Source organism: Massilia sp. Leaf139 (assembly GCF_001424165.1).
Taxonomy (GTDB): Bacteria; Pseudomonadota; Gammaproteobacteria; order Burkholderiales; family Burkholderiaceae_D; genus Telluria.
Genome location: NZ_LMOJ01000026.1, coordinates 1 through 26,660, shown reverse-complemented (window position 1 = coordinate 26,660; position 26,660 = coordinate 1). Strand labels below are relative to the sequence as shown.

The 26,660-nt window shown below is 64.3% G+C and carries 21 protein-coding genes; 18 read left to right on the top strand and 3 right to left on the bottom strand.

Annotated elements, in window-relative coordinates; all coding sequences use genetic code 11:
• Positions 1 to 682: 682 nt before the first annotated feature.
• The 7 genes from ASF77_RS21145 to ASF77_RS21120 all read left to right on the top strand — a co-directional run bounded on the left by ASF77_RS21145 (position 683) and on the right by ASF77_RS21120 (position 7,051).
• Positions 683 to 1,291, top strand: a complete 609-nt coding sequence (locus ASF77_RS21145; RefSeq protein WP_056344313.1) for a MotA/TolQ/ExbB proton channel family protein — start codon at positions 683 to 685, stop codon at positions 1,289 to 1,291.
• The gene (locus ASF77_RS21140) at positions 1,291 to 1,731 is read left to right on the top strand and encodes a biopolymer transporter ExbD (RefSeq protein ID WP_056344308.1); all 441 of its coding nucleotides are present in this window, start codon (positions 1,291 to 1,293) and stop codon (positions 1,729 to 1,731) included. The genes ASF77_RS21145 and ASF77_RS21140 overlap by 1 nt, the downstream gene beginning before the upstream one ends.
• A 57-nt stretch (positions 1,732 to 1,788) precedes the next feature.
• Complete coding sequence (gene lpxK / locus ASF77_RS21135; RefSeq protein ID WP_056344305.1) at positions 1,789 to 2,823, top strand: tetraacyldisaccharide 4'-kinase; 1,035 nt, start codon at positions 1,789 to 1,791, stop codon at positions 2,821 to 2,823.
• Positions 2,804 to 2,974: a Trm112 family protein gene (locus ASF77_RS23870; RefSeq protein WP_082493967.1), complete on the top strand. Its 171-nt coding sequence runs from the start codon at positions 2,804 to 2,806 to the stop codon at positions 2,972 to 2,974. Before lpxK ends, ASF77_RS23870 begins: the two co-directional genes overlap by 20 nt.
• 8 nt (positions 2,975 to 2,982) lie before the next feature.
• Positions 2,983 to 3,735 carry a 3-deoxy-manno-octulosonate cytidylyltransferase gene (kdsB, locus tag ASF77_RS21130; protein ID WP_056344302.1) on the top strand — a complete coding sequence of 251 codons (753 nt, stop codon included), beginning with the start codon at positions 2,983 to 2,985 and terminating at the stop codon, positions 3,733 to 3,735.
• 196 nt (positions 3,736 to 3,931) lie between these two features.
• On the top strand, positions 3,932 to 4,588 hold the full coding sequence (gene adk, locus ASF77_RS21125; protein ID WP_056344298.1) for an adenylate kinase: 657 nt from the start codon (positions 3,932 to 3,934) through the stop codon (positions 4,586 to 4,588).
• A 276-nt stretch (positions 4,589 to 4,864) separates the two neighbouring features.
• Positions 4,865 to 7,051, top strand: a complete 2,187-nt coding sequence (locus ASF77_RS21120) for a sodium-translocating pyrophosphatase (protein WP_056344295.1) — start codon at positions 4,865 to 4,867, stop codon at positions 7,049 to 7,051.
• 51 nt (positions 7,052 to 7,102) lie between these two features.
• On the opposite strand, the gene ASF77_RS21115 is transcribed toward ASF77_RS21120, so the two are convergent.
• Complete coding sequence (locus tag ASF77_RS21115; protein WP_056344293.1) at positions 7,103 to 7,630, bottom strand: DsbA family protein; 528 nt, start codon at positions 7,628 to 7,630, stop codon at positions 7,103 to 7,105.
• Between the two features lie 83 nt (positions 7,631 to 7,713).
• Here ASF77_RS21115 and ASF77_RS21110 point away from each other — a divergent pair, with 83 nt between their 5' ends.
• Positions 7,714 to 7,908 (top strand): DUF1059 domain-containing protein, encoded by a 195-nt coding sequence (locus ASF77_RS21110; RefSeq protein WP_056344288.1) that lies wholly within the window; start codon positions 7,714 to 7,716, stop codon positions 7,906 to 7,908.
• A gap of 81 nt (positions 7,909 to 7,989) precedes the next feature.
• Here the strand turns inward: ASF77_RS21110 and ASF77_RS21105 are convergent, their stop codons facing one another.
• Positions 7,990 to 9,288: an acetyl-CoA hydrolase/transferase family protein gene (locus ASF77_RS21105; protein ID WP_056344285.1), complete on the bottom strand. Its 1,299-nt coding sequence runs from the start codon at positions 9,286 to 9,288 to the stop codon at positions 7,990 to 7,992.
• A gap of 188 nt (positions 9,289 to 9,476) precedes the next feature.
• On the opposite strand from ASF77_RS21105, the gene ASF77_RS21100 reads away from it, so the two are divergent.
• The 5 genes from ASF77_RS21100 to ASF77_RS21080 all read left to right on the top strand — a co-directional run bounded on the left by ASF77_RS21100 (position 9,477) and on the right by ASF77_RS21080 (position 17,947).
• A complete protein-coding gene (locus ASF77_RS21100; protein WP_156648971.1) occupies positions 9,477 to 10,079 on the top strand; it encodes a hypothetical protein in 603 nt (200 codons plus the stop codon).
• A gap of 137 nt (positions 10,080 to 10,216) precedes the next feature.
• Positions 10,217 to 10,975: a 3-hydroxyacyl-CoA dehydrogenase gene (locus tag ASF77_RS21095; protein WP_056344279.1), complete on the top strand. Its 759-nt coding sequence runs from the start codon at positions 10,217 to 10,219 to the stop codon at positions 10,973 to 10,975.
• Positions 10,976 to 11,069: 94 nt separating this feature from the next.
• Positions 11,070 to 12,845 (top strand): gamma-glutamyltransferase, encoded by a 1,776-nt coding sequence (gene ggt, locus ASF77_RS21090; protein ID WP_056344276.1) that lies wholly within the window; start codon positions 11,070 to 11,072, stop codon positions 12,843 to 12,845.
• Positions 12,846 to 12,903: 58 nt separating this feature from the next.
• Positions 12,904 to 17,193, top strand: coding sequence for a hybrid sensor histidine kinase/response regulator (locus ASF77_RS21085; protein WP_229445535.1), 4,290 nt, complete (start codon positions 12,904 to 12,906; stop codon positions 17,191 to 17,193).
• A 64-nt stretch (positions 17,194 to 17,257) separates the two neighbouring features.
• Positions 17,258 to 17,947: a response regulator gene (locus tag ASF77_RS21080; protein ID WP_056344274.1), complete on the top strand. Its 690-nt coding sequence runs from the start codon at positions 17,258 to 17,260 to the stop codon at positions 17,945 to 17,947.
• A gap of 4 nt (positions 17,948 to 17,951) precedes the next feature.
• On the opposite strand, the gene ASF77_RS21075 is transcribed toward ASF77_RS21080, so the two are convergent.
• Positions 17,952 to 18,587 carry a DedA family protein gene (locus tag ASF77_RS21075; RefSeq protein ID WP_056344271.1) on the bottom strand — a complete coding sequence of 212 codons (636 nt, stop codon included), beginning with the start codon at positions 18,585 to 18,587 and terminating at the stop codon, positions 17,952 to 17,954.
• A 612-nt stretch (positions 18,588 to 19,199) separates the two neighbouring features.
• On the opposite strand from ASF77_RS21075, the gene ASF77_RS21070 reads away from it, so the two are divergent.
• The 5 genes from ASF77_RS21070 to ASF77_RS23865 all read left to right on the top strand — a co-directional run bounded on the left by ASF77_RS21070 (position 19,200) and on the right by ASF77_RS23865 (position 26,585).
• The gene (locus ASF77_RS21070) at positions 19,200 to 19,685 is read left to right on the top strand and encodes a hypothetical protein (RefSeq protein WP_156648970.1); all 486 of its coding nucleotides are present in this window, start codon (positions 19,200 to 19,202) and stop codon (positions 19,683 to 19,685) included.
• A gap of 603 nt (positions 19,686 to 20,288) precedes the next feature.
• Positions 20,289 to 23,033 (top strand): type VI secretion system Vgr family protein, encoded by a 2,745-nt coding sequence (locus ASF77_RS21060; RefSeq protein WP_056344263.1) that lies wholly within the window; start codon positions 20,289 to 20,291, stop codon positions 23,031 to 23,033.
• A gap of 20 nt (positions 23,034 to 23,053) precedes the next feature.
• A complete protein-coding gene (locus ASF77_RS21055) occupies positions 23,054 to 24,850 on the top strand; it encodes a triacylglycerol lipase (protein ID WP_056344258.1) in 1,797 nt (598 codons plus the stop codon).
• 10 nt (positions 24,851 to 24,860) lie between these two features.
• Entirely contained in the window at positions 24,861 to 26,348 is a 1,488-nt protein-coding gene (locus tag ASF77_RS21050) for a T6SS immunity protein Tli4 family protein (protein ID WP_056344253.1), read from the top strand.
• A gap of 3 nt (positions 26,349 to 26,351) precedes the next feature.
• Positions 26,352 to 26,585, top strand: a complete 234-nt coding sequence (locus ASF77_RS23865) for a PAAR domain-containing protein (RefSeq protein WP_082493966.1) — start codon at positions 26,352 to 26,354, stop codon at positions 26,583 to 26,585.
• Positions 26,586 to 26,660: the final 75 nt, after the last annotated feature.

Below are 26,660 nucleotides of genomic sequence, written 5' to 3'. Positions count from 1 at the left end.
AGGCTGCCACAAAAACCGGCAGTAACATTAAATCGTGTTGAATCAAGCACTTAAGCTGGCTCAGGCCGGCTTGCGCACATTCTTTTCCACAGAATGTGTGCAAAGCCGGCTTCCGACAAGACGCGACCGCTGGATTCTGATATGGCCGAGGCCGCCAGTACTGGGCATGTGGATAAGCGCAACGTGCTCATTTACGCGCCAGTAGGATCTTATTGTTTTAAATCAAGTACTTAGTGCCGAGGCGAGGTTCTTGCTCACAATTTTGTCCACAAAAATTGTGGGAAACCTCGTGCGCCCAATCGGCCGCATACGGCAGAGTTGACGTGCCGCATTTTTGATCGCCAAGGTAATGTTGAGTTAAATCAACGAGTTAACTCATGCATATGACCCTTGCGCACAATTTTATCCACAAAAAATGTTAACAAGTCCTGGCATTTTCGAACTAGGCAAAAAGCGCGTATGGTTACAAGGGAAGTACCATTTCCCTCTGTGCCACATTATTGCGCAAGGGAAAAATTCCCTTAAGAATCAACATGCTTTGATCCGCAACCAGGCCTTGCGCACAATTTTATCCACAGAACTTGTGCAGAACTGTACTTGCCGCATTGCTGCCAACTTGCTACATTGCCGGATTCGTACCTCAGCATTTCGCTCAGCCTTTCCACCGTTTTCAGGAGTTCACTTGTTCGCCATTCTTCAAGCCGCAGGCTGGCCCATCTGGCCATTGTTGATTGCTTCCATCGTCGCCCTGGCCTTGATCATCGAACGCCTGATTTACCTGCGCCGTGAAAAGATCTTGCCGAAGCAATTGCTCGGCGAAGTCATCCAGGTCTACCGCAACAAGAAGGCCACGCCGGAAGTCATCAATACGCTCGAACAGAATTCGCCGCTCGGCACCGTGCTGGCCGCCGCGCTGCGCAATGTGGACGCGCCGCGCGACGTCATGAAGGAATCGATCGAAGAGGCCGGCCGCGGCGTCTCGCATACGCTGGAACGTTTTCTCACCACGCTCGGCACCATCGCCTCGCTCGCGCCCCTGATGGGCCTGTTCGGCACGGTGGTCGGCATGATCGAGATCTTCGGCTCGCAAAACGCCACCGGCGGCGCCAATCCGGCCCAGCTCGCGCACGGCATTTCGGTGGCGCTGTATAACACCGGCTTCGGCCTGGCGATCGCCATGCCGGCCCTGGTCGCCTACCGCCACTTCCGCGCCCTGGTCGACAGCTTCATCATCGACATGGAACTGCAGGCCGTGAAATTCGTCGACGTCGTGCACGGGGCGCGCAAATGATGGATTTTCGCCGCGGCCGCAAGCGCGAGGATCCGGAAATCAACCTGATCCCGTTCATCGACGTGCTGCTGGTCGTGCTCATCTTCCTGATGGTCTCGACCACCTACAGCAAGTTCACCGAGCTGCAGATCACGCTGCCGACGGCCGATGCCGAGAAGGTGGCCGACAAGCCCTTCGAGATCAATGTCACGGTCGACGCCAAGGGGAACTACACGGTGAACAACACCCCGGTCTCCTTCACGAGCGTGGCCGGCCTGGCCGACGACCTGCGCGCCGCGGCCCGTTCCGGCCCCAACGGCCAGCCGGTGGCGGATCCGGTCATCATCGTCAACGCAGACCAGTTCGCGATGCACCAGATGGTGATCAACGTGCTGGAAGCGGCGCGCGTGGCCGGCTACGACAAGCTGACCTTCGCGGCCCAGACCGGCGGCAAGAAGTAATCCACGGAAGCGGCGCAGGCCCGGTGCAGTCTGCCGGCGGCGCCGCGCTCCCGTCTTATGTCAAAGAACAATTTCCTCGAATCGACGCTGACGCGCGCCTGGCTGCGCCGCGGCCCGCTCGCCTGCGCGCTGTGGCCGCTGTCGCTGCTGTTCCGCATGCTCGCCGGCCTGCGCGCCGGGCTGTATCGCGCCGGCGTGGTCAAGGCAGGGCGCCTGCCCGTACCCGTCATCGTGGTCGGCAATATCTTTATTGGCGGTACCGGCAAGACGCCGCTGACGATCTGGCTGGCGCAAGCCCTGGTGCAGGCCGGTTTCAAGCCCGGCGTGATCTCGCGCGGCCACGGGGCCGAAGGCGAGGCGCCGCGCGCCGTGACGCTTGACTCGGATACGCGCGAGGTCGGCGACGAGCCGCTCCTGATCGCACGCCGCGCCGGGGTGCCGGTCGTGGTGGCGCGGGAGCGTTTCGAGGCGGGCAGGGCGCTGCTGGATCTGCATCCCGAGGTCGACGTCCTGATCACCGACGACGGCCTGCAGCACTACGCCTTGGCGCGCGACATCGAAGTGCTGCTGTTCGACGGGCGCGGGGTCGGCAATGGCTGGCTGCTGCCGGCCGGGCCGCTGCGCGAAGCGCCGTCGCGCAGGCGCGACTTCACCCTCGTCAACGCCCCCGAGATCACGCCGGCGCTCGCCGCCGCGGTCGGCGGTTCGCCTTACCGGATGCAACTGGTCGGCGATACGGCCGAGCAAATGCGCGATTCGGGTCAACGGCGGCCGCTGGCGTCCTTTGCGGGGCAGCGCGTGCTGGCCGCGGCCGGGATCGGCAATCCGGGGCGCTTCTTCGCCCTGCTGCGCGGCGCCGGCTTGCGCTTTGCCGAGCTGCCCTTGCCCGACCACTACGATTTCCGCGAGAACCCGTTCGCGAGCGCGGACGCCGATGTCATCCTGATCACCGAGAAGGATGCAGTAAAATGTGGGCAACTTGAAAACCTGAAGGACGATCCGCGGCTGTGGGTCGTCCCGGTCACGGCGCGCATCGACGCCGCCCTGGCCGAACATATTGTGGAGAAATGTCGTGGACGCTCGCCTGCTTGATATCCTGGTCTGCCCGTTGTGCAAGGGACCACTCGAATACGATAAGAAGGCCCAGGAACTGACGTGCCGCCCCGACCGCCTGGCCTTCCCGATCCGCGACGGCATTCCGATCATGTGGGCCGACCAGGCGCGCAAGATCGAAGCGGTCTGAAGACCGGCATGGGCTTCACCGTCATCATCCCGGCGCGCCTCGCCTCGACCCGCCTGCCGAACAAGCCGCTCGCCGACCTCGGCGGCAAACCGATGGTGGTGCGCGTCGCCGAGCGCGCCCGCGCGTCCGGCGCCGACCGCATCGTCGTCGCCACCGACCACCCCGACATCCTGGCCGCCTGCGCCGAGCACGGCATCGAAGCGCGCATGACGCGCGCCGACCATCCGTCCGGAACCGACCGCATCGCCGAAGTGGCGCGCGCACTGGGCCTGGCCGACGACGCCGTCGTGGTCAACCTGCAGGGAGATGAGCCGCTGATCGACCCGGCGCTGCTGGCCGCCTGCGCCGGCCGCATCAACGCCGAGGTGCCGATGGCCACCTGCGCCCACGCGCTCGACGCAGTGGCGGACGTGTTCAATCCGAACGTCGTGAAGGTGGTGCTCGACAAGGCGGGCAGGGCGCTGTACTTCTCGCGCGCCACCATCCCCTGGCACCGCGATGCCTTTGCCGCCAGCCGCGACGCGCTGCCGGCCGGCTTTGCGCCGCTGCGCCATATCGGCTTGTATGCCTACAGCAATGCTTTCCTTCAAGCGTATCCGGGTCTCGCACCCGCGCCGCTGGAACAGGTCGAAGCACTCGAACAATTGCGTGTGCTCTGGCACGGCTACCCGATCGCGGTGCACGTGACCGACAGCGCCCCCGAAGGCGGCGTCGATACGCCGGAAGACCTGGCGCGGGTACGCCTCCACTATGCGTCTTAAATGAGGCGTATTGATCTGCGTGGAAATTGATTTCTAGACTGCCTGCGCTGCATCAATAAACCATTGTTGCAACAGCCGGGATTGGCGTTGGGGCTTACTTTTGTGGTAAGTTTCGTACCAAGGTAGTCAGATATGCATCAATCCGCATTTGTTGCCAACACAATTACAAATTTCAACATCCGTCTTAGGAAATTTCATGCGTCTCATTCTGTTAGGAGCGCCTGGCGCCGGCAAAGGCACCCAGGCTAACTTCATCAAGGAAAAATACAATATCCCGCAGATCTCCACCGGCGACATGCTGCGCGCGGCGATCAAGGCCGGCACCGAGCTCGGCCTGGCGGCGAAAAAAGTAATGGACGCAGGGGGACTGGTGTCGGACGACATCATGATCGGGCTCGTAAAAGACCGCTTGAAGGAAGCCGATTGCGCCAACGGCTACCTGTTTGACGGCTTCCCGCGCACCATCGCCCAGGCCGACGCCATGAAGGACAACGGTATCACCGTCGACTACGTGCTCGAGTTCGACGTGCCCGACGAGCTGATCGTCGAGCGCATGAGCGGCCGCCGCTCGCACCCGGCCTCGGGCCGCGTGTACCACACCAAGTTCAACCCGCCGAAAGTGGCCGACGTCGACGACATCACCGGCGAGCCGCTGGTGCAGCGCGACGATGACAAGGAAGAAACCGTCAAGAAGCGCCTCGAGGTCTACCATAACCAGACCGAAGTGCTGCTCGGCTACTACAACAACTGGGCCCAGTCGGGCCTGCCGGGCGCCCCGAAGTACCGCAAGATCACGGGCGTGGGGCCGGTGGAACAAGTACGCGACGCGGCCTTCGCCGCGCTCTCGGAGTAAGACAGGAAGCGGACGGCAACGTCCGCTTTTTTTTGTCCGGATGACGCACCCGCCACGAGCGTGGGCAAAAACCTTCGGGGCAAGGCGCATCGTCGAAGACAGTACGCTAGTACGGCGAGACGAGGCAACGCCGCCATGGAGATTTTTGGACACGCTCTTCGCACCATAGGTTTGTATCAAAGTTTTGCAGTACGCAGTGAGCGAGACTGCTTCGCCAGTTAGGTGAAGCATTCATCAATGTGTGGTTGTGACTTGATCAAAAACTAAGGGGACGATATGGCTGCGAACTATCTCGCGTTTGCCGTGGCATGCGGCGTCATCGCGGTACTCTACGGGCTCTGGGCCCGCACCTGGATCCTCCGGCAGGACGCCGGCAACGCGCGCATGCAGGAAATCGCGCAAGCGATCCAGGAAGGCGCCTCGGCCTATCTCGGGCGCCAGTACCGCACCATCGGCATCGTCGGGCTGGTTCTGCTGGTCGCGATCTATGCGCTGCTCGGATCGCGCACCGCACTCGGCTTCTTCGCCGGCGCCGTGCTCTCGGGTGCCTGCGGCTTCATCGGCATGAACGTCTCGGTGCGCGCCAACGTACGCACCGCCCAGGCCGCCTCGATCGGGCTGAACCAGGCCCTGGCGGTCGCCTTCAAAGGCGGCGCGATCACCGGCATGCTGGTGGTCGGCCTCGGCCTGCTGGGCGTGACCCTGTTCTACTGGTACCTCACCGCCACGGCCGCTCCCACCGCCACCGGCAGCAGCCAGACGCGCCACGCCATCATCGAGCCCCTGATCGGGCTGGCCTTCGGCGCCTCGCTGATCTCGATCTTCGCGCGCCTCGGCGGCGGCATCTTCACCAAGGGCGCCGACGTCGGCGCCGACCTCGTCGGCAAGGTCGAGGCCGGCATTCCCGAAGACGATCCGCGCAACCCGGCCGTCATCGCCGACAACGTCGGCGACAATGTCGGCGACTGCGCAGGCATGGCGGCCGACCTGTTCGAGACCTATGTCGTCACCCTGATCGCCACCATGCTGCTGGGCGCGCTGCTGGTCGGCGGCGAGAACGGCGCGGCCGTCGTCTATCCGCTGCTGCTGGGCGCGGTTTCGATCATCGGCTCCATCGTCGGCTGCTCCATGGTGCGCGCCCGACCCAACCGCAAGATCATGTCGGCCCTGTACACGGGCCTGTGGTGGGCCGCCGGCCTGTCGCTGCTCGGCTTTGTCGTCGTCACCTGGCTGGTCTGGGAAGACAGCGTCATGCGCGGCAGCATGCTGGGGTGCGCCATCGTCGGCATCGTGCTGACCGGCCTGATGGTCTACATCACCGAGTACTACACCGGCACCGACTTCAAGCCCGTGCGCCACATCGCCGAAGCCTCCACCACCGGCCACGGCACCAACATCATCGCCGGCCTGGGCGTGTCGATGAAGTCGACCGCGTATCCGGTGCTGGTCGTCTGCATCGCCATCCTGGTCGCTTACCAGTTCGGCCAGCTGTACGGGATCGCGATCGCGGCGACGTCGATGCTCTCGATGGCCGGTATCATCGTCGCTCTCGACGCCTACGGCCCGATCACCGACAACGCCGGCGGCATCGCCGAGATGAGCGGCATGCCCGATTCGGTACGCGCCATCACCGATCCGCTCGATGCGGTCGGGAACACCACCAAGGCCGTCACCAAGGGCTATGCGATCGGCTCGGCGGGTCTTGCCGCACTGGTGCTGTTCGCCGACTACAGCCACGCGCTCGACACGGCCGGGATGTCGATGGCCTTCGAGCTGTCGAACCCGATGGTGATCGTCGGCCTGTTCATCGGCGGCCTGATTCCCTACCTGTTCGGTGCCATGGCGATGGAAGCGGTGGGGCGCGCGGCCGGCGCCGTGGTGGTCGAGGTGCGGCGCCAGTTCCGCGACATCAAGGGCATCATGGCCGGCACGGCCAAGCCCGAGTACCACAAGGCGGTCGACATGCTGACGGCCTCCGCGATCCGCGAAATGATCATCCCCTCGCTGCTGCCGGTGGTGGTGCCGATCGCCGTCGGGATGCTGCTCGGCCCGGCGGCGCTGGGCGGGCTCCTGATGGGCACCATCATCACCGGCATGTTCGTGGCGATCTCGATGACGACCGGCGGCGGCGCCTGGGACAACGCCAAGAAATACATCGAGGACGGCAACTATGGCGGCAAGGGCTCGGACTCCCACAAGGCCGCCGTCACCGGCGACACGGTCGGCGACCCCTACAAGGACACGGCCGGCCCCGCCGTCAACCCGCTCATCAAGATCATCAACATCGTCGCGCTGCTGATGGTGCCGCTGCTGCCGGCGGCAGGCTGGGTGGCGGTGTCGGAACCGGACATCGCCCAGCTGAAATGGTCGGCCAAGCCGGCGGCCCAGCCGGCCCTGGCGCCGGCCAGCGCGGCTGCGCGCACGACGGTGGCGCAGGAGCCACGCGTCTCCGGCCAACAATGAGGAGGACTGGGGCGGCACCCGCCGCCTCGCCCGCCGTTTGAACCTGCGGTTTCAGCCTTCCCCGAGCGCCCCTTTCAGCGCCGCGGCCAGCGAAGCGTGATCCGAGTCGCCCTGGTAACGCTCGCCGTTGATGAAGAAGGTCGGCGTGCCATGGGCGCCCAGCGCGCGCGCCTGCTGTGCGTCGGCCTCGACCCGGGCGCGGTGGGTGCCCTCGTCGAGTTCGCGCTTGAAACGCTTTGCATCCAGGCCGAGATCGAGCGCCAGCGCCGGCAGGCTGTCCGCATCGAGCCGATCCTGGTTTTCGAACAAGGCGTCGTGCATCTCCCAGAACTTGCCCTGGGCGCCGGCCGCTTCCGCCGCCTGGGCGGCCAGCAGGGCCGACGGGTGCAGGTCGCTAAGGGGCAAATGGCGGTAGACCAGGGCCACGCGGCCGTCATGCTCTTCCATCAATTCGTCCAGAGCCGCATGGGCGCGGGCGCAATAAGGGCACTGGAAATCGCCGTACTCGACCAGCATGACCTCGGCTTCGCGCGACCCGCGCAGATGATCCTGCTCTTCGATCCTGATGCTCTCGCTCATCGTTTCTCCTGTAGTCCGGCTCACTTGAACTGGTATCCACGCCGCCTACACTGAAGACGTAGACACCTGCTGAGGAGGCAATCATGGCACGCAAATACATCGACTGCCGCGAGTTTCCGAGCGACATGAACTGCACGGTGACGATCGCGGCCGACAGCGAGCAGGAATTGATGGCGGTGGCGGTGCAGCACGCGGTCAGCGTCCACGGCCACCAGGATTCGCCCGAACTGCGCACGCAGTTGAAGCGGACGATGCACGACGGTTCGCCGCCGGCCTGATTGCCCTGAAATTTGCAGCGGTTGACAAAGGTCGCAGGGCGAGACGCTGCAACGCCGCCATGCGGCCTTTGTCGGCCGCTGCTAAAAAACGCACATGCGGTTGGCTTCCTCGCGCAACCACCCGCGAAAATCCGGATGCGCAATCGCAATCAAGGCCTGCGCCCTCTGCTTCGCCGACTTCCCGCGCAGCTGGGCCACGCCGTATTCGGTCACCACATGGTTGACGTCGTTCTTGCTGGTGGTCGCATGGGTGCCCGGCGTGAGCGTGGGCACGATGCGCGACACGGTGCCGTCCTTGGCGGTCGAGGGCAGTACGATGAAGGATTTGCCGCCGCGCGAACGGTTGGCGGCGCGCACAAAGTCGACCTGCCCGCCGGTGCCGGAATAGGGCAGGTGGGCGATGCTTTCGCTGCCGCACTGGCCCAGCAGGTCGACCTGCAGGCTGGCGTTGATCGAAATGAGCTTGTCGTTCTGGCCGGCGATGTACGGGTCGTTGGTGAAATTCGACGGATGCATCTCCAGCATCGGGTTGTGGTGCATGAATTCGTAGAGGCGGCGCGATCCGAGGGCGAAGGTGGCGACCATCTTCCCAGGCAGCAGGGTTTTCTTGCGGTTCGTGACGGCGCCGCATTCGACCAGGGTGAGGATGCCGTCGCCGATCATCTCGGTGTGCACGCCAAGGTCGTGCTTGTGCGTCAGTTGCTGCACGACCGCGTCCGGGATGCCGCCATAGCCGATCTGCAGGGTCGAGCCGTCCTCGATCATCTCGGCCACGTACTTGCCGATCGCTTCCTGCACCGGGCCGATGGCCGGCAGGCCGACTTCGAGGATCGGGTCCTCGCTTTCGACCAGGCTCGTCACCTGCGAAATGTGGATGTGGCAGTGTCCATGCGCGAAGGGCACGTTCGGATTGACCTCCAGCACCACCACGCGCGCCTTGGCGACGGCCGCCATCGTGTAGTCGGTGCCCAGGCTGAGCGCGAAATATCCCTGGGCGTTCATGCTCGAGGCCATCGCGAAGACGACGTCGGCCGGCATCAGGTCGCGCTCGATCAGGGACGGAATTTCCGAAAAATAGTTGGGGATGAAATCGCACCAGCCGCCCTGGCCGCTGGCGCGCGAGGCGCCGCCGAAGAACAGGGCGGCGTGGCGCACATGCTGCGCCGTGTCCTGGTCAAAATAGCCGTATTTGCGCATGGCCAGGATCTGCGCCACGCGCACCCCGCGCCAGCGCGTGCGTTCGTTCGACAGGGCCGTAAGCAGGGTAGGCGGCTCGCCGACGCCGGTCGGCACGACGATCATGTCGTCGTCGCGCAGGTGGGCCAGCGCATCGAGGGCGCTGCCGCGTTTTGAGGCGTAGAGTTCCTGAACCGTCTGCATTGCCGTCTCCATTCATGTGAGTTCGCGCGCCTCGCCGGGCGGATTGTCGCTCAGCCTACCGCGCGAAGCTGACGCAAACATGACACGCGCAGGCACACAGGCCGCGGCCAGGCGGACGAAGGCGCGCGCCGTGTACGGGCACGGCGGCGGATAATGGGGTATCAATGAAGCCGCCGACGGAGGCGAACATGAAACACGCCAAACATTCGAAACCACTGCGCGCTATCCAGATCGCCGTGGCGCTGCTGGTGGCACTGGCCGCCGCCACCGCGGCCGGGCAGACGGCATCCCAGTCCCAGGGGCAGGCAAACCAGCGCACCCCGGCCCCAGCCGGCCCCAGCTACGGCCCGGTGCTGCACCCGCAGCCGCTCAAGTCCGAGCCGGGCGCCCAGCCCGAGCAGACCCCGCAAGCCCAGGAAGAAAAGGCCGGCGCCACCCCGGCGGGCCGGCAGCAGGAAGTTGATCCTTCGGCGCGTCCCGCCCCGCAGCCGCAAGATCCGGCGGTGAAAAAAAACAAGGAGCAAAAAAAGAACGCCAACCGCAGCGCGCGCCGCTCGGCGCCGCAGCGGGTGGACGTGGTGCCCGCGCTCGCCGCCAGTCCGGCCCGGCTGGCAGCGCCTCCGCCGCCCCAGCCGGCGGCGGGCAATCCCGGCCCGGCGCAGATCAGCTGCGTCGGCAGCAGCTGTGCCGATACCAACGGCGCCACCTACAACGGCGGCGTCGGCAATGCGTCCGTCAACAGCCAGGGCCGGCTGTGTACGCGCAGCGGATCGACGGTGCAGTGCTTCTAAGGAAACCTGGGTGCAGGACGGCCCGGCAGGCTTTTACGACAAACGTGGTTATTCCTTGCAAAAGTTCGCTACAATCCCGTGGGTTGACGTTAACGTAAACGTCAATGGAAACGCCAACAGGGACAAAAAGGAAAACCATGCAAATTCAGAACAATGTGTTCATCATCACCGGCGGTGCGTCGGGCCTGGGAGCGGCCACTGCGCGCATGATCACGGAAGCGGGCGGCAAGGTCGTCATCGCCGACGTGCAGGTGGAAGCCGGCACGGCCCTGGCGGCCGAGCTGAACGGCCAGTTCGTCAAGTGCGACGTCACCTCCGAAGCCGATGGCCAGGCGGTCGTGGCGGCCGCAACGGCCATGGGCACGCTGCGTGGCCTGGTCAATTGCGCCGGCGTGGCGCCGGCCGTGAAGACCGTCGGCAAGGACGGCCCGCATCCGCTGGACGTGTTCCAGCGCGCGGTGAACATCAACCTGGTCGGCACCTTCAACATGTCGCGCCTGGCGGCCGAAGCGATGGGCAACACGGAAGGCGCTGAATACGGCGAGCGCGGGATCATCATCAACACCGCCTCGGTCGCGGCCTTCGACGGCCAGATCGGCCAGGCGGCCTACGGTTCCTCGAAAGCGGCCGTGGCCGGCATGACGCTGCCGATGGCGCGCGACCTGGCGCGCAGCGGCATCCGCGTGATGACGATCGCCCCGGGCATCTTCGAGACGCCGATGCTGATGGGCATGCCGCAGGAAGTGCGCGATTCGCTGGGCAAGATGGTGCCGTTCCCGCCGCGCCTGGGCATGCCGAAGGAATACGCGCACCTGGCCAAGGCGATCATCGAGAACGTGATGCTCAACGGCGAAACCATCCGCCTGGACGGTGCCATCCGCATGCAGCCGAAGTAACTACCGGAAAGAAGCATCTGACAATTTGATGTAGGATGCCAACGGTATCGGGCGTGCGGACACCTCGCACGCCCGTTTTGCATTTGGAGATCCGATGACCAAGTTGAAGATGTTTGCCGCGGCCGCAGCCTTGCTGGCATGCGCCGCGCAACCGGTGCTGGCACAGGACACCGCCCAGCGCGCCCCCGAAATCGCCACCGGCTACCAGGAAAAAGCCGGCTGGGCCGCCCGCAAGTACATGGTCGCCGCCGCCAATCCGCTGGCCGTGGAAGCCGGCTACGAGATCCTGAAGCAGGGCGGCGCCGCGATCGATGCGGCGATCGCGACCCAGCTGGTGCTGACCCTGGTCGAACCGCAGAGTTCGGGCATCGGCGGCGGCGCCTTCCTCATGCATTACGACGGCAAGAAGGTGCAGGCCTTCGACGGCCGCGAGACGGCGCCGAAAGCCGCCAACGAACGCCTGTTCCAGAATCCGGACGGCACGCCGCTGTCGCGCACGGCGGGTGTGGTCGGCGGCCGCTCGGTCGGTGCGCCGGGCGTGCTGCGCATGCTGGAGCTGGCGCACAAGCAGCACGGCAAGCTGCCCTGGAAAACCCTGTTCGCGCCGGCGATCCGGCTCTCGGAACGGGGCTTCGCGGTCAGTCCGCGCCTGAATGGCCTGCTGACCTGGGACGCCCACATCCGCAAGGATCCGGCGGCCGCCAACTATTTCTACGACCCTGCCGGCAAGCCCTGGCCGGTCGGCCACGTCCTCAAGAATCCGGCCCTGGCCAAGACCCTGCGCGAGATCGCCGCGGGCGGCGCGGACGTTTTCTACAAGGGCCACATTGCGCGCGACATCGCGGCCAAGGTCAAGGGCCACCCGACCAATCCGGGTCTGCTGACGGCCAAGGACATCGCCGACTACCGCCCCAAGCTGCGCGAGCCGGTCTGCAGCGACTACCGCGCCTACACCGTCTGCGGCATGCCGCCGCCATCCTCGGGCGGCATAGCGGTGTCGCAGATGCTGGGCATGTTCGAGACGCGCGACATGGCCAGCCTCGCGCCGAAGGACGGCGTGCCGGGGCCGGACGCCGTGCACCTGTTTTCGGAAGTGGGGCGCTTGGCCTATGCCGACCGCAACCGCTACGCGGCCGATACCGACTTCGTCCCGCTGCCGGGCCGCGGCCTGCCGAGCCTGATCGACAAGAGCTATCTGGCCCAGCGCGCCGGCCTGATCGGCGAGAAGTCGCTGGGCGAAGCGCCGGCCGGTAAGCCGCCGGGGATGGACGTGGCCTGGGGAAAGGACAACGCCATCGAGACGCCCTCGACCTCGCACCTGGTGGTGGTCGACGGCAAGGGCGCCGGCCTGTCGATGACGACGACGGTGGAGGACGCCTTCGGTTCGCGCCAGATGGTCAACGGCTTCATCCTGAACAACCAGCTCACCGATTTTTCCTTCGACTCGCGCGATGCCAACGGCCCGATCGCCAACCGCGTCGAGCCCGGCAAACGTCCGCGCAGCGCGATGTCGCCGACCGTCGTGTTCGACAAGAAGACCGGGCAGCTGGTGCTGGCGGTCGGCTCGCCCGGCGGCCCGGCCATCATCAATTACGTGGCCAAGGTGCTGGTCGGCACCCTCGACTGGGGCCTGAACGTGCAGCAGGCGATCGCGCTGCCGAACTTCGGCAGCCGCAATGGCCCGACCGAACTGGAAGCGGGGCGCTTCCCGCAGGCGACGATCGACGCGCTCAAGGCACGCGGCCACGCGCTGCGCCAGAGCGAACAGAATTCCGGACTGCACGGCATCATGCGCCTGCCGATCCACGGCGAGCCCTGGTGGTTCGGTGGTGCGGATCCGCGACGCGAAGGGGTGGCGAAAGGCGATTAGCTTTAGCTTAAAGGCAATAATTGCCCTTGGGCTCTGCTTTGTTTGATAACCTTACGGAGTGAACGCCCAACTGCCTATTTTCCCATCCACCGCGCAATACCTGAGGACGCTGCTGCCGGCACTGCTGTTGCTGCTGGCCGCCTGTTTCGGCACGCCGGCCTGGGCCGCGCCGGCGCCGACCCTGCGCTTCGAACACCTGGGCGTGGAAGACGGCCTGGCCCAGGAATCGGTGCTGGCCATGGCCCAGGATCGCGACGGCTTCATGTGGTTCGGCACCCAGTACGGCCTGTCGCGCTTCGACGGCTACCGCTACGTCAATTACCGCAATGCCGTCGGCAGGCCCGAAACCCTGGGCAACAACTGGGTGCGCGTGCTGCACGTGGACAAGTACGGACGCCTGTGGATCGGCAGCGACGGCGGCCTCGACCTGTTCGATCCGGCGACCCAGACCTTCCGCCATTTCCTGCCCGAGGAGCCGGCGCGGCGCGGCAACGGCAACCGCCACGTGCGCGCCATCATCGACGACGGCAAGGAGGGCCTCTGGCTCGGCACCGCCGACGGCCTGCAGCATTTCGACATCGCCAGCGGGCGCTTCACGACCTGGCACCATAGCCCCGGCGACCCGCATAGTCTCGTCAGCGACGACATCAACGCACTCGCCCGCGACCGCCGCGGCCGCCTCTGGATCGGCACCGCCGCCGGCGTCGACAGCCTCGACCCTGGCGCGCAGCGCTTCGTGCACCACGCGCTGGCGTCGAACGACCGGCCCGCGGTGCAGGCGCTGCTGGTCGACGCCACCGACAATCTCTGGATCGGCCTCCTGACCGGACTCGAACGCATGCCGCTGGCCGCGGCTGGCGCACCCGCGCGCCGCTACGGCCCCGAGGACGGCATCCCGCGGGTCTGGATCTCGGTGCTCTACGACGACGGCAAGGGGCAGGTCTGGGTCGGCGGCCACGACGACGGCCTGTACCGCTGGGACGCATCGAGCGACCGCTTCGAGGCGACACGCCGCATCGTCACCGACAAGCACAGCCTGGCCGACGACCACATCGCCTCGCTGTTTCGCGACCGCGTCGGCACCTTCTGGGTCGGCACCTGGTATGGCGGCGTCTCGCGCGTCGATCTCGGCAGCGGCGGCTTCGCACGCATCGTGCGCGCCGAGGACGGCTTCGGCATCCCCGCCGACAACCGCGTGCGCGCCATCGACAACGACGGCACCGGCAAACTGTGGCTGGCCAGCGCCAGCACCCTGCAGCTGTACGATCCGTCAAAAAGCGGCGCCGCCGCCTACCGCATCTGGCGCCACGAGCCCGACAACCCGAACAGCCCGATCGACCCCTCGATCAATGCCGTCGTACGCGACCGCGACGGCATCGTCTGGATCGGCGGGCGCACCGGCATCACGCGCTTCGACGTGACGAGCGGGCGCTTCACGCGCCGCGTGCTGGTGCCGGGCGACGTCAACGCCAACAACGTGCGCGCGCTGACGCTGGGGCGCGACGGCGCGGTCTGGATCTCCACGCGCGGCGGCCTGCACCGGCTCGAACCGCGCACGGGCGATCTGGAGACCTTCCGCCACGACCCGAATCGCCAGGCCAGCCTGGCCGACAACATCGTGCGTCCGGTGCTGGAAGACCGGCGCGGGCGCTTCTGGGTCGGCTCTTTCAACGGCCTGGATCTGCTCGACCGCGTCAACAAGCGCTTCCGCCATTTCCGCCACGACGCCTACAACGCGAGCAGCCTCAGTCACGACGAGGTGCACGCGCTGCTGGAAGACCGTGGGGGCAATGTCTGGGTCGGCACCGCCGTCGGCCTGAACAAGATGGTGACCGCGGCCGACGGCTCGGTCAGCTTCGTGCGCTACACAACTAAAGACGGCCTGGTCGACGATTCGGTGGCGTCGATCCTCGAAGACCTGGACGGCGTGATCTGGGTCAGCACCGCCAGCGGCCTGTCGCGTTTCGACCCGTCCACCAACCGCTGGCGCAGCTACACGGCGGCCGACGGCACCATCGACGGCGCCTATTTCGACATCTCGGCCTTGCGTGCGCCGGACGGCACCCTGTACTTCGGCGGCTTCAACGGCATCACCGCCTTCGACCCACGGGCGCTGCGCCACAACCGCATCGCCCCGCGCGCGGTCATCACCGGCATCCAGATCTTCAACCAGCCGGTGCAGCAGGCCGACCCTAGCCTGCTCGACGGGCCGGTGGAGAACGCGCATGCGATCACGCTGTCGTCGAAGCACACGGTCTTCTCGCTCGAATTCTCGGCCCTGCACTACGCCGCGCCCAAGCGCAACCGCTTCGCCTACAAGCTCGAAGGCTTCGACCAGGGCTGGGTCAGCGCCGACGCCGGCAAGCGCTTTGCCACCTACACCAACCTCGATCCGGGGGAGTACGTGTTCCTGGTGCGCGCCGCCAACAAGGACGGGGTCTGGAGCGAGACCCCGGCGCGCCTGGCGATCACGGTCGAGCCGCCGGCCTGGGGGACCTGGTGGTTCCGCAGCGCCTGCGCCTTGCTGCTGGCCGGCGCCGGCTATGCCGGCTTTACGATGCGCGTGCGGCGCCTGTCGAACCAGAAGCTGCGCCTGGAGCGCGAGGTGAATGCGCGTACCGAAGAGATCGGCCTGCAGAACCGCCTGCTGGAACGCCAGACCGAGGAATTGCGCGAGCGCGAGCGCGAGGTGCGGCGCAACACCGACGAACTGGCCGCGGCCAACCGCGCCCTGTACGACAACGAGCAGCGCCTGCAGCTGGCCAAGCAGCGCGCCGAGGACGCGGCGCGCCAGAAGTCCGAGTTCCTGGCCAACATGAGCCACGAGATGCGCACGCCGCTGGCCGGCGTGATCGGCATGCTCGGCTTCGCCCTGCGCGACGGCGGCGTGCGCGAGAGCACGCGCGAGCAGATCGCGCGCGGCCAGGCGAACGCCCAGTCGCTGCTGGCGATCATCAACGACCTGCTCGACTTCTCGAAGATTGAGGCGGGTAAACTCACCATCGAGAACATCGACTTCGCGCTCGACGCCGCGATCGGCAACGTGGTCGGTTTGTTCGGCGAACAGGCGGCCGCGCACAGCGTGGGCTTCGCGATCGAACCGGGCGACGACCTGCCGCGCTTCGTGCTGGGCGACCCGACGCGCCTGCGCCAGGTGCTGATCAACCTGGTCGGCAACGCCTTCAAGTTCACGCCGAGCGGGCAGGTGACGCTGCGCATCGAACGCCGGCCTGAAGACCAGGCCGAAGGCACGCGGCACATGATACGTTTTTCGGTGCAAGACACCGGAATCGGTATCGCATCGAGCGCGCTGCCGCGCCTGTTCCAGAAATTCGAGCAGGCCGACAGCACGACGACGCGCCGCTACGGCGGAACCGGCCTCGGCTTGGCGATTTGCCGTCAGCTGGTCGAGCTGATGGGCGGCAGCATCGGCGTCACCAGCGTGGAGGGGAAGGGCAGCACCTTCAGCTTCGTCCTGCCGCTGGCGGACGGCGTCGAGCCGCCGACGATCGAACACGCGCCGCGCCTGCCGCACACCCACCGCCTGCGCGTGCTGTGCGCCGAGGACTTCGCCACCAACCAGATCATCGCCCGCATGATGGTCGAGGAGATGGGCCACCAGATCGAGGTCGTCGAGAACGGCGCGCTGGCCGTCGCCGCCTGCGCGCGCACCCGCTTCGACCTGATCCTGATGGACGGGCGCATGCCGGACATCGACGGCGCCACCGCCACCCGCCTGATCCGCGCCGGCGGCACCCTGGACGCGCCGGTGCTCGATCAGCACCTGATGATCGTCGCGCTCACCGCCAACGCCAGCGACGAGGACCGCGACCGCTACCTGGCCTGCGGCATGGACGGCTTCCTGGCCAAGCCGATCGACGAGGCGGCGTTGCACTACCAGCTGAGCCGCGCGATCGAGCGCCAGCTGCAGCGCGGCATCGCGTTGCCGCCGATGGCGCCTGCAAGCCCAGGCGCGCCCGCTGCGCCCAGCACGGCCGAGCTGGACGCCATGTTCGGCGTCGGCGACGCCATGGCCCCGGCCACAGCGGCGCCGCCGCCCGAGGATCGCGCCGCCGCGTTTCAGGCGCGCATGCGTGCGGCCTTCGCCGCCGACCTGCCGCGCCGCCGCGCCGAGCTGCGTGCGGCCCTCGACACGGCCGACGCCGAAGCCTGCGCGCGCGTGCTGCACGGCCTGCGCGGTAGTGCCGCCCACCTGGGCGAGGCCGGGCTGGCCGAGCTGTGCGCGGCGCTGGAAGCGGCGGCCGACCGCGGCCGGCTGGGCGACGTGCAAGCCGCCTTGCCGCGCCTCGACGCCGGGCTCGCACCCTTCGAAGGGTTGCCGGCCTGATCAGCTGGTCGTCGTATAATGTTTTCAGAGCAACACTCAGGGCAACATATTTCCGGGAGCGGTCATGAAGGTGCTGGTGGTCGATGACGACGTGGTGTCGCGCATGATGCTGATGCATCTGGTCGACAGCTGCGGCAAGTACGAGATCCTCGAAGCCGAGGACGGCGCTGACGCCTGGCGCCAGCTGCAGGCCGGCTTGCAATCGGGTTCGCTGCCCGCGATCGTCTTCTGCGACCTGCGCATGCCCGGGCTCTCGGGCACCGAACTGCTGGCGCGCGTGCGCGCCACGACGGAGCTGGCCGGGCTGCCCTTCGTGCTGGTCTCGGCCGCCAACGATGCGGCAACCATGGGCGAGGCCGAGGCGCTGGGCGCGAACGGCTATGTCGTGAAACCCTTCCGCATCGAGGGCCTGCGCCCGCACCTGATGGCGCTCGCGGCCGATGAAGATCCGGCCACCAGCGCGCGCCGCCTCGGCATCGGCCCCGATCGGCTGGCGCTCTATCTCGGCGGACTGGCGCGCCAGCTGAACGAGGGGGAAGCCTTTATCGACGCCGCCCTGGCGCGCGGCGAAGCCGATGCGGTGGCGGAGCGCCTGCGCCGCCTGCGCGAAGGCTGCACCACGCTCGGCCTGCACGGCGCGGCCACGGCGCTGGCGCGGGCGGAAGCGGCGCCCCGGCCCACGCTGGCGGCGCAGGCGCTGGCCACGGCGCGCGCCGCGGTGGCGCGCCAGTCCGCGGCGCTCGAGGCCTCTTGAGGGCCTATTGCGTTTCGTGTTCCTTCTTGGGGCTGCCGGACGTGGCCCGCTTCTTGTAGGTGATCACGCGGTACAGATACCAGGCCAGCATGCCGCCGAGGACGGCCTTCGACACCGGATCGACATACTTCGCCACCTCCTTGTAGTTATTCTCGAGCAGGAAACCGGCCGCCGTCAGCAGGCCCGTCCAGGCCAGCGAACCGATCCCCGAATACAGCAGGAACTGCGCGAGCGACATGTTGCCCAAACCGGCCGGCACCGAGATCAGGGTGCGCACGGCCGGAATCAGGCGCCCGAACAGCACCGCCTTGCGGCCATGCTTGCGGAAGGTCTCGAGCGCATGGTCGATGTCTTCGGGCGTCACGGTCAACCAGCGCGCATGGTGTTCGGCCAGCTGCTTGAGGCGCTTGCAGCCGTAGACCTTGGCCGCGTAATACCAGGGCAGGGCGCCCGCCACGGAACCCGCCGTGCCGGCCACCAGCACGCCGACCACATTCAGGTCGCCGCGGGCGGCGACGAAGCCGGCGAAGGGCATGATCATCTCGGACGGAATCGGCGGAAAAATGTTCTCCAGCGCCATCAGCGCGAACACGCCGAGATAGCCGCTCTTTTCCAGGAAATTGGTGATGAACTCGAACATCGGGCACTCCAAACAGGCTCGGGAGTGGGGATGATAGCGTGGATGGGGACGGAGGCTCCGCACGCCCGGTGCGATCGGAGGCGGTATCGCATGACAGTTGGCGCTTGTCACAATGGCACCCGCTTCGTACACTGAGCCTTTACGGACGTCTGCGATCGGCAGGAAGCCGACGTTCATGCCTCTTTCTTCTTCGCTAATCAAAGGCATATGAAGCTGCCTACCATCGAGACCATGGCTTCGGGGAATCCCAGCCTGACGATCACTGAGGACACGGCCTGGGAAAGCTTTCCCGATCAGGCTGCCGACTTCGTGCGCAAGTTTAATGGATCGTGCTCAAGCGGATCGATACAGGGGGCGATCGGATGTGGATCGTCCTGATCAAGTGGAGGCCGTTCTTTCTGAGCTTCGACGATCTTCCGCTAAGGATGACGCTCGATTCGATGAACCGCTTTTGTGCGCCGGTGATTCACGAGATACATGCCGCGCTGCTCGCTGAGGCGACATCGCAAAGGCCTTTGTAGCACCGCGACCGTCGGTTTCGGGTTCTTCGTAGAGCAGGTAATGATCGGAGTAACGATGAAGTCGCAGTATCGAAACTTGAGACGCCTTGCCATGCGTCCATTCCTGTCAGCGATGTGCGTTGCTGCCGTGCTTCTCGGCTCTTACCACGCCCCCGGCATTGCTGCGTCGCCGACGGTCGTGTATGTCCATGTTGGACTTGACTTGGCCGCGCATCGGTCAAAAGGCGAGATGCTTGCAAAAGCAGACCTCAAAGCTGGGAGCTTAAAAGTGTACGTGCCTGTTTGTACCTTTGCGCTCGAGAATCGGACGCACATTCGGGAATATGAAATCCGAAAGGCACTGTACTGCGCTTCGGGTGTCAAGGTAATGGCCGACCTGTGCAATGACATCGCGCCAAATGGATCTCAACAGGAAGCGTTCGTCGCTGGTTACAACTCGGTAATGGACTCGGCGATAGCCAACAAACTGGGACGAGGGTGGAAAGAGTCTGTCGACCGGCAAGTGAGTGCTGAGTTAAAGAGGAAGCCACGAGGCATGCTTCGGGCTGAAGACATCGCGTCCGAGGCGCCATATTAGAAACGTGTTTTCCAGAGCAGCACCGACGCTGGAATATTCAAACGAGACGATAGGGAATAGTCATCCGGAGCGCGCCAACTTGTCCGACATTTCTTTCGAAAAAATCGACAGCGCCGGCAGCGGGAGACAGGACACGGCATACGCCGCCAGTGTGTGCATGCTGCTCTGTGGCGCCCTGGTGCTTTTTACAGCGACGGGGACTGCTGCACTCCTTGGCGGGGCGGCCCTGATCGTGGCGGCCATTCTCGGCTATGTCCGGCTGGTTACCGATAAGCGATCCCTTGCTCTGAGGGATTCGCTTGGAATTTGGTCCCCCCGACTGGAATCGACGAACCTCTCCGATTGCGCATGAGCGCTAAGGTCAGGGCTGAGCATCGTCGGTCAGATACCAACAAAGTACCAACAGTTTCAGTGCGTGGCTGAGACGTTCCGATCTGTTGTTAATTGTTCGTTCGACTATGAGCGTCCCCAGGGCCGTAAGTGAGGCCCGAGCATGAGATTGTTCAGCATCAAAGATATCGCCGTTTCAGGTACGTACCATTGATTTTTGGAACGTACTAAAAACAGATATCACAGGTGAATGGCTCTGCTTAGGAAGCTCTAATGAATCTCAAGGATCTGCTACAGTGGGCGTCCGGCTTGAGCGAGGCGAATCGCCCCATTCGTGTACGACTATACCAAGAGAAGGATGTGCTCGACGACGTCCTGCTGGTCAAGCGAGTCACAGGCAGCGAAGCCCTGTGCGGCGGGCTGGAATATCGGCTTCTATGTGTATCGGGGCGCGCAGACCTCCCCTTGAAGGAGCTCATCGCCTTACCCCTTGAGCTGCAGTTCGTAACGGACAGCGGCAAGATGCGCGCGGTGTGCGGCATTGTCGCGCAAGCGGCTGCCGGCCAGAGCGATGGTGGCCTGGCGACCTATGAACTGGTGCTGCGCGATGCACTGGCGCTGATGGAGCAGCGCACCAGTACCCGGGTCTTCCGCAACATGAACGAACTGGACATTACTCAGGTCATTGTGGACGAGTGGCGCCAGAAAAACCCGGTGCTGGCCAGGGCATTCGACGTGGACTGGTCGCATCTGAAAGGCAGCTTCCCGGCCCGCGAATTCACGATGCAGCACAACGAGTCCGATGCCGACTTCTTGCGCCGCTTGTGGAAACGACGCGGTATTGCGTGGTTCATGCGCCCAGGGTTCGCCAGCGAATCACAGGGTGAGGACATGCCAGCACACACCTTGGTGCTGTTCAACGACGGATTCACGCTGCCGCAAAATGCCTCCGGCGTGGTGCGCTACCACCGGGACGACGGTACCGAGCAAAGCGATACCATCTTCGCGTGGAGTCCGGTACGCAAGCTCGTCCCAGGCAATCTCAACCGTCTCAGCTGGGACTACCTGCAGGGCCGGCCGATGACCGCCAATACGCCGTCATGTATCGACCAGGGCGCGACCGGTAACCGTTTCGCGCTCGGTCTCGATGACTACCTGATCGACGTGCCGCATGCTGGGGAGGACGGCGACGATTACCGCGAGCTTGGCGAACTGCGCATGAAGCGCCATGAGTACGAATCCAAGTGCTTTTATGGCGAAGGAAGTGTGCGCGCGCTTTGTATCGGGGAATGGATCGCCTTGAGCGGCCATCCGGATATCGACACCCACTCGCCGCAGGAACGGGAGTTTGTCATCACGCGCCTGGAGGTCGATGCGGAGAACAACCTGCCGAAGGCACTCGACGATCGGATACAGCGCCTGTTTGCGCTCAACCGGTGGCATGAAGCTCAATTCGACAGCGCTCTGCGCCAGGCGAGCGATCAACGCGGCATGCGCTACACGAACCGCTTTGCCTGCGTTCGCCGCAGCGTTCCGATCGTGCCGGCATTCGATCCGCGTACCGATCTGCCGCGTCCGCAGCTGCAAAGTGCAATCGTCGTCGGCCCTCCCGGCGAAGAAGTGCATTGCGATGAATACGGCCGGGTCAAGGTACGCTTTCCCGGCACCAGGGTCGAAGACCACGAGCATGCGCAAGGTGCCGGTGCCAGCGGCAGCGACCGGGACTCCGCCTGGATACGGGTCGCCAGCACCTGGGCCAGCAATCAATGGGGAACGATCACGCTGCCGCGCGTCGGCGATGAGGTCCTGGTTGGCTTCCTCGGTGGCGATCCGGATAAGCCGATCATCGTTGGCCAAGTCTACGGGCGCACCGCGCCGCCCCCTGCGTTCAGTCATGCCGGAGCGCTGCCTGGAAACCGATACGTGGCCGGCATCAAGAGCAAGGAGGTCGGCGGCAACCGCTACAACCAGTTGCGGCTGGACGACACGCCGGACCAGATTAATGCCCAGTTATCGTCCCAGTACGGTCACAGCGAGCTGAACCTGGGATGGCTGACCCACCCGCGCAAGGACGGCAAGGGCGAGGCGCGCGGCGAAGGCGCGGAGCTGCGCAGCGACCATGCCGTTGCGCTTCGGGGCGCACAAGGCGTCTTGATTAGCGCTGCGGCACGCCAGAATGCGAGCGGAAAGCAACTGGATCGAAGCGAGCTTCTCGGCCTGGCCGAGGCCTTGCAGGGACTGCAGAAGCAACTGGCTGAACTGGCGTCGACGCATCACGCGGACAGTACCGACGACGGGGAGCTCGAACAACTGATCGGCTACCTGAAGCAGTGGGAAGCCGGCAGCAATACCGAAAAGGACGGCGCCGGCGGCCAACCCGTGGTGGCGCTGTCCGCGCCGGCCGGCGTCGCCATGACCAGCCAGGACAACATTGCGATCGGCGCGCAGACGCATATCGATGTGCTCAGCATCGGCAATACCCAGCTCTCAGTCGGCAGGAAACTGCTGGCGCGCGTTTCGGAAAGCATCAGCCTGTTTGCACACCGACTCGGTATCAAGCTGATTGCCGCCAGCGGCAAGCTCGAACTGCAGACACACGGCGACGATATCGAGGTCACTTCCTCCAAACGTATCGTCCTGACTGCCACCGACGAGATCGTGCTACAGGCGCCCAAGATCCGCATCGTGGCGCATGGTGCCCAGGTGGATATCGGCGCCGGCGTCATCACTCAGCAGAGCAGCGGCGAACACACTATCAAATCGTCGAAATTCGCGCATATCGGACCGGGAGGCGGCAGCCCGGCGGCCGTGACGTCGCCGAAGAGCGAAGCGCAGCACGACCAGCAGACCGTGCTGCGCTGGATCGGGACCGATGAGCCGATGAAGAACCAGCGTTATCGCATCACCACTGAAGACGGCCGGACGTTCGAGGGACGGACCGACGCGAACGGGCTGACCGAGCGTTTTAGCAGCGCCATTTCGTTTGGACGCTACAGCATCGAGGCGCTGGACGACTGATACACCATAGGGAGCATGTGATGACGACTGCCGAACATCCTTTGCCTGCGCAACATCATGCCGGCGCCGCCCGCAAAGCCGAAGGGTTTGCGAGACCGAAGCAGGACAAGAAGCCGCAGTGTGCGCGGATGCTGCCGAAGCGGGTGTTGCCGGTTATTTTTCTGCCGGGCATCATGGGGTCGAATTTGCGGATGAGCACCGAGCGGCAGAAAGAGTTGAAGCAGAGCGACAATATTGCGTGGCGGCCAGATGCGCTTGGGGCGTCGAACATCAGCACGAATGCGAAGAGTCCGCCGCGTGAACGGCAACTGCGACTAGATCCGCTGCATACCACGGTCGATATCTACGATCCTTCCGGGTCGCCTGACGTCACGGGCGATGGACGGCATGGCAATGTTACCCTGGGGGAGAACTTTACTTCTCCTCTATTGATGAGCGACCCGGTGACCACGCCGAACGGGAGTACTGCGGTCCAAAAGGCGCGAGCACGCGGCTGGGGCGAAGTATTTTTCAAGAGTTACGGCGTTTTGCTGCAGCACCTGGAATCTCGCCTGAACAACACTTTCAGCAATGGCAAAATGCGGCCTGAGTGGCGCGATGTCATTGGCGTTGATCCACAGGTATGGAGGTCCGACCCCAGTCTACCTCAGCAAGTATTGACCGAGGACGAACTTAAAAGGGCGGTCACTGGCTGCTGGTTTGCCGTTTACTCGTTCGGCTACAACTGGCTGCAGTCGAATGGTGACAGCGCGAAAATCATCGCGAAGCGCATCAACAAGGTCATCGATGACCTGAACGGCGCCGGCTATGAGTGCAACCAGGTGATCGTCGTCACCCATTCGATGGGCGGGCTGGTCGGCCGGGCGCTGGTGCATCCGGCCTATGGCAATCTGCAGGACAAGGTGCTGGGCATCGTGCACGGCGTGATGCCGGCGATCGGCGCGCCTGCCGCCTACAAACGCATGCGGGCGGGATTCGAGGATCCGGGCATGATGAGCTCGCCGCAGGAAAGCCTTGCCGCCAAGGTAGCCGGCAATTATGGCGACGAAGTGACGGCGGTGCTGGCGAACGCTCAGGGCGCACTGCAGTTGTTGCCTACCGAATCCTACGGCAACGGCTGGCTGCGGGTGCGTCACGGTGGGCGCGACCTGGAAGACTGGCCGAAGCAGGGCGATCCCTACAATGAAATCTACAAGCTGCAGGATAAATGGTATGCGCTGTTCCGAGAGGACTGGATCAATCCATCCAATCGCACGCCAAAGCAAGGGGGCGGGTCGTTCGAGCGGACATGCGGGTATCTGGATCGGGTGCAGCAATTTCATCAGACGATCGCGGGCACTTACCACCTCAACAGTTACGCCCATTATGGTGCCGACCGCGGGCGACAAAGCTTTGGCGAAGTGGTATGGGAAATCAGGAACTGTGCCGACCCCAGCGGGTGGCAGGACTGGCCTATTATCAGCGATACCAAACAAGGGAAGCTCGAACTGGTCCGTTGGGATGTCAACTACCGTGGCAAGACATTTGCAGAGAGCCCCTCCATCCCCAGTTCTAATCTCAGCAAGGCTTCTGCCGCGCCGATTTCAAACCCGAGTGGTAATAAATCGATTCACGCGACAATTCTTCCAGCAAGCGCACCTGGCGATCAGACGGTGCCCGCCAAGTCCGCCGATCACCAGCTGCACAGCGGCATGTTCAAAGGCGTGTTCCGCCAGACCGGCTACGAACATCAGTCCAGCTACAAGGATCCCCAGGCTATCGCCTCGACCTTGTACAGCATCGTGCGCATCGCCCAGAAGGCAAGCTGGAAATGCTGAAAGGAATACCATGTACCCGACCGCCATCAGACGCCTCATCCTTATTCCGCTTGCTGCCGCGAGCCTGCTGCTCGCGGCATGCGACCCTCACCCGAAAGAATGGAAGACGCCGAACATGACCGCCCTTACTCCCCGCCTGCAACCCTTGTTCGAGAAAACGAAAACTGTCTGCTTTGGCCGGTTCATGGTCGACGTGCCGGCATCGGCTGCCGTCGTCTGGGGGGGCACGGATGTCCCGCTGGGCGTCACCATCTACCGTGATAGCGTGGATGAAGTGAAGGGATTGGCCCAGAAGTTCGTCGACGAGCTGAAAAGTGAAAAGGCCATTTACCTTAATAACATCCCCTTGCTGATTTCAGTGGACGAGATGCGGCAGCCTGAAGGGCAAATCGTCACCGGCTACGAAGGCTTTGAAGCGATGGCTGAGCTGAAAATTAGTGGCTTCTTTAGATTAAACAATGACGGCGTCATTATTGATGCGCGTCCGTTGAAAAGGCAAAAAGACGAAGTCATCGCAGACATAAAAAGCATGGCCCGCCGCCTGCGACAACGTGCGGACGACGAAGCCCCTGCCGAGCCCGGCAACTGCATCGAACACTTTTTTTTGTCGGATAAACAAAATCCAACACAGGATGATCTTATGGAGCACATCCGTATCGGCTTTCGTTTGAAAGAGTTCCCCGACGCGCATTTTTCAATTTATGTCGCACCATCGAATCCTCACAACCCAGAGGGCGACTCACTCCAAGCCCAGTGGAAGCGTATCAAGGAAGACCCAGCCACGCCCGAAGAGAAGGCAGCGATCGCCAAAATTAAATACTTCCGCGAAAGCCCGCGCCAGATACATGATTGGAAAACCGGCTACGAGGTCCTCGTGCTTAATCCCGACGAAGAACACGTCCATTCTTATCACGACTTCCAGGCTAAGTTCACGGGCGTTCCCCATGACCAATTCCGACCGTACGCCGACATCCAATTCCAAACCGGCGTCGGCGGCAACGCAGCCGGCTCCGCGAAGGCCAGCCTGACCGACGAAGAAGCCATCGCAGTCTGGGACAAAATCACCAGCACCATCCGCGGGCGCCCGACCCGCGCCGTGCCCGCCAAATCCGCCGACACCGGTCCGCGCCTGGCGCTGGGCGAACTCGCCGCAACCGGGCGCACCTGCCCGGAGACCGGCTGGTGGGAACACGATGCGCCGGGGCCAGCGGGCGACAACCGGCGTCAACACATCCGGGCTGGCGACCGTATGCCGCATGTGGTCGCGATCGGTGAGCCGTCGATCTGGCAAAAACTCAAGGGGGAACGGCCCTCCTACCGAACGGCGACGGTCTGGAAACTGGTCAGCTACGATGATGCGCGTTCTCTTGCAGACATGACGACGCAGCCAACCTTAATCGCGCAAATCTCTCCCTCTGATGACCTTCCGAAAGACGCTACCGATCCCAGGCTGGAAGGTGGCCGTGGCGAAGGTATCCTGCCCAATGAGAAAGGCTGAGCGATGCCCAATGTGATTCGCTTGGGTGACGCTACGTCGCATGGTGGCAAGGTCGAAAGTGTGAGCGCCACGTATTTTACGGTCGACGGAATACCGGTCGCATGCGTTGGTGACGCATGCAGTTGTCCCATCAAGGGGCATGACAAATGCACGATTGCCGAAGGCGATCCGAGTCACGTTATCAACGGCGTTGCTGTTGCCTACGATGGGCACAATGAATCGCCACGGCTTTTCTAGACACTCGAGAGCCGCTGAAAATACTGCTTTTCATACTCGGCCGGCGACATGTCATTGCTGAAGCTGTGCCGGCGC